We start from the raw sequence: 3,640 nt of genomic DNA on the forward strand, positions 1-3,640 counted from the left end.
CGGTGACAGCCGCGACGGTCAGCTTCAACTTCAATTGCATGTGTGTCTCCGATGATTGATCGCTGGGATTGTTTCGTTGCATGACAACGCGCCGAAACATATCGCAGTTCAAAACGGCCAACACTAGGGAACACCAGAAAGTCACGCCGATACCACACAGGGAAATACCCTGTCATCGGCGCTAGGGGTGACGGCGTTCAACGGGCAGTTCCTCGGCCACGGCCTCGCAGACGGCCTGGCGCACCACCGACTCCACCTCCTCGCGCAGGCGCGGGACAATGGAGCGCGTCTGCTCCTGGATGACCGTGGCGATCGCCTCGCGCAGGCGCTCTTCCAGGATCACGTCCACCCGCTGGATGATGCGGTGCACCAGCAACTCCTCCAGCACCGGGTCGGCGGCCGGCACGAGCGGGGCCGTCACGGAGGGTTCGAGCGCGGGCGCCGGCCCGGCCGGTGGGCGCGGCGGCACCACGCCAGGGTCCGGCACCACTTCCGTGAGGGTGGGCACGAAGCGCGGTGGCGTGCGGGGCGCGGCACTCATCCGCCGCTCCTGCGCACGCCCAGGTCGTGGGGCACCGGCAGGTGGCCTGCCGCTTGGTAGACGCGCCAGCGCTCGCGTGCCCGCTCCCGCTCCTCGCCTTCCTCGGCAGGCACCACCTCGATGACTCGCGCGAATTCGGCGAACGCCTCCGGCACCTGCGGGCCGAGGTTCACCAGCACCTCGCGCCATGGCGCGGCGGCGGCCTGCGTGCCGAGCACGATCGGGCTGGCGTCGAGGACCGGCGCGGGCGCATCGGCCAGGCAGTGCGGCAGGAATTCCCAGGGCTCCAGCGCCCAGAGCATCCGGTCGAGCGCCTCCAGCTCGGCAGCGGGGCCGGCGATGAACACCCGCGCGCCCTGGCGCCAGGCCTTGCGCGCCAGCCGACACACGTGGTGCCGCCGGTCGGCGACGTTGAGATGGAAGGCGACCTCGGTCATGGATGGCAACCCGGCGACCCGGTGCGCGGCCCGCCGGCTCAGCCCTTGGCGGCGCGCGCGCGCGCCGACCCCTTGCGCGCCGCAGCCGGGGCGGCGGCCGCGCCGAGCAGGTAGGAGACCAGCAGCCCGACGGGCCGCCCGGTCGCTCCCTTGGCGGCCCCGCCCTTCCAGGCGGAGCCGGCGATGTCCAGGTGCGCCCAGGGTGTCTCGCCGACGAAACGCTGCAGGAACTTGGCGGCCGTCACGGCGCCGGCCGGACGGCCGCCGACGTTGGCGACGTCGGCAAAGGGGCTCTTCAGCCCCTCGCCGTATTCGTCATCCAGGGGCATGCGCCAGCACGGGTCCTGGGCCTGCTCGCCGGCGCGCTCCAGGGCGGCCGCCAAGGCGTCGTCGCTGGCGAACAGCCCGCTGCGCACGCCACCCAGCGCGACCACGCAGGCGCCGGTGAGCGTTGCGATGTCGATGATCGCGCTCGGCTTGAAGCGCTCGGCATAGGTCAGCGCGTCGCACAGCACCAGCCGGCCCTCGGCATCGGTGTTGAGCACCTCGATGGTCTGGCCGCTCATGCTGGTGACGACGTCGCCGGGCTTGAGAGCGCGGCCATCGGGCATATTCTCGCAGGCCGGGATCAGCCCGACCACGTTGATCGCCGGGCGCAGCTCGGCCAGCGCCCGAAAGACACCGAGCACGCTTGCCGCGCCGCCCATGTCGAACTTCATCTCGTCCATCTCGGCTGCGGGCTTGAGCGAGATGCCGCCGGTGTCGAAGGTGATGCCCTTGCCCACCAGCACCACCGGCGCATCGGACTTGCCGGCGCCGCAGTAGCGCAGCTCGATGAAGCGCAGCGGCTCTTCCGAGCCACGCGCCACCGCCAGGAAGGCGCCCATCCCCAGCTTGGCGACCTCGGCCGGGCCGCGCACGGTGCACTCGATACCTGGCGCGCCAGCGAGTTCGCGGGCGGCCTCGCCCAGCATCGTCGGCGTGGCATGGTTGGCCGGCCGGTTGGCCCATTCGCGCGCGAAGGCGATGCCCTCGGCCAGACCGCGGGCGGCGTCGAACTCGGCGCGCACCGCTGCCGCCTCCGGGACGCCGAGCACCAGCGCGTCCGGCGAGGACGGGGCGCCTGCCCCAGGGTCGGCGCCCTTGGCGCCCTTGGCGGGCGCCTTGGCCTTGCCCTTGGTGGCCGTGTAGACATAGGCGGCCTCGTCGGCCGCACACACCGCCGCCCGGACCGCGCCGTCAGCGGGCGGAGCCATGAAGACCAAGGCCACCCGCTGCACCGCGGGGTGGCGCAGCCCGGCCGCCAGCGCCAGCACGGCCTTGCGCACCGAGCGCGCCGAGCCGTCGCCGCAGGCCACCAGCGCCACGCGCCGCGCGGCGACGCCCTCGGGCGCATAGACTTGCAGCACGCTGCCCGGCTTTTTCTCCAGGTCCTGCTGGTCGCGCGCACGCGCAGCCAGGCTGGACAGGGGATCCTCTCCCGCCGGGACCTCGTCGGGCACCAGCACAGCCAGCAGGTCACACTTGTGGCGGGCGGCCGCGGCGGCGGCCAAAGTCTTGAGTTCGACGTTCATAATCGGCGTTTTCCTTCGAGCCAATGTTATTCGATTCGTCCATCCGCAAGGAATTGGCGCGTTCCTTTGGCGCGACCCTGGTGGTGCTCGTCACCGTGGTCATGACCATGATGCTGATCCGCACGCTCGGCCAGGCCTCGCGCGGCAGCTTCGGGCCGGCGGATGTGCTGCTGGTCATGGGCTTCACGGTGCTGGGGCAGCTGTCGACCATCCTGAGCCTGAGCCTGTTCATCGCGGTGGTCAGCGTGCTGTCGCGCATGTACCGCGACAGCGAGATGGCGATCTGGTTTTCCGCGGGGCGCGGACTGGCGAGCCTGCTGCCGCCGCTGCTGCGCTTTGCCTGGCCGGTGATGCTCGCGGTGGGCGTGCTGTCGCTGGCGGTGTGGCCCTGGGCCAACCGGCAGATCCAGGAAATCCGCGTGCAGTACGAGCAGCGCAGCGACGTGGACCGCATCGCGCCCGGGGAATTCCAGGAATCGGCCGGCGGCAGCCGGGTGTTCTTCATCGACAAGAACACTCCGGGGGCGAGCGCCGCCAACAACGTGTTCATCGCGACCACCGACCCGCAGCGCGAGACCGTCACTTCGGCCCAGGGCGCGCGCCTGGAGGTGCGCGACGGCGAGCGGCTGGCGGTGCTCAGCCAGGGCCAGCGGCTGGAGACGCTGCTCGACAGCTCCGGGCTGCGCCTGAGCGAGTTCGCGGAATACGGGGTCCACATCGGCCAGCCCGGCGCCCTGGTGCGCGAGGAAGCGGCCATCAAGGCGCGCGACACGCGCGCGCTGCTGGTGGAAGACCATCCGGCGCTGCGCGCCGAGCTGGGCTGGCGCGTGGGCCTGGCGCTGGCGGTGGTCAACTTCGTGGTGCTGGGCCTGGCGCTGGCGGTGGTCAACCCGCGCGCGGGGCGCAGCGCCAGCATGGGCCTGGCGCTGTTCGCCTTCGTGGTGTACTTCAACCTGATGAGCGTGGGGCAGGCCTGGGTGGCATCGTCCAAGGTGTCGCTGCTGCCCTTCCTGCTGGCCCTGCACGGGGGCGCCCTGGCGCTGGGCGCGCTGCTCGTGGCGGCGCGCCACAACCAGTGGTCACTCGGC

Annotated in this window: 4 protein-coding genes; 1 reads left to right on the plus strand and 3 read right to left on the minus strand. The window is 71.6% G+C overall.

Annotated elements, in window-relative coordinates; all coding sequences use genetic code 11:
• Positions 1 to 181: 181 nt before the first annotated feature.
• From A612_RS08595 to A612_RS08605, 3 genes are read right to left on the minus strand one after another with little or no spacing between them, the layout of a single operon-like run.
• Complete coding sequence (locus A612_RS08595; RefSeq protein ID WP_019374094.1) at positions 182 to 541, minus strand: hypothetical protein; 360 nt, start codon at positions 539 to 541, stop codon at positions 182 to 184.
• On the minus strand, positions 538 to 978 hold the full coding sequence (locus A612_RS08600) for a DNA polymerase III subunit chi (protein ID WP_019374095.1): 441 nt from the start codon (positions 976 to 978) through the stop codon (positions 538 to 540). Before A612_RS08600 ends, A612_RS08595 begins: the two co-directional genes overlap by 4 nt.
• A gap of 38 nt (positions 979 to 1,016) precedes the next feature.
• Entirely contained in the window at positions 1,017 to 2,552 is a 1,536-nt protein-coding gene (locus tag A612_RS08605) for a leucyl aminopeptidase (RefSeq protein ID WP_019374096.1), read from the minus strand.
• A 23-nt stretch (positions 2,553 to 2,575) separates the two neighbouring features.
• On the opposite strand from A612_RS08605, the gene lptF reads away from it, so the two are divergent.
• Positions 2,576 to 3,640 (plus strand): LPS export ABC transporter permease LptF (gene lptF / locus A612_RS08610; protein WP_040436423.1); only part of this gene is annotated, 1,065 nt, incomplete at its 3' end.

The sequence above is a fragment of the Melaminivora alkalimesophila genome (assembly GCF_000282995.1).
In the GTDB taxonomy this organism is placed as follows: domain Bacteria; phylum Pseudomonadota; class Gammaproteobacteria; order Burkholderiales; family Burkholderiaceae_C; genus Melaminivora; species Melaminivora alkalimesophila.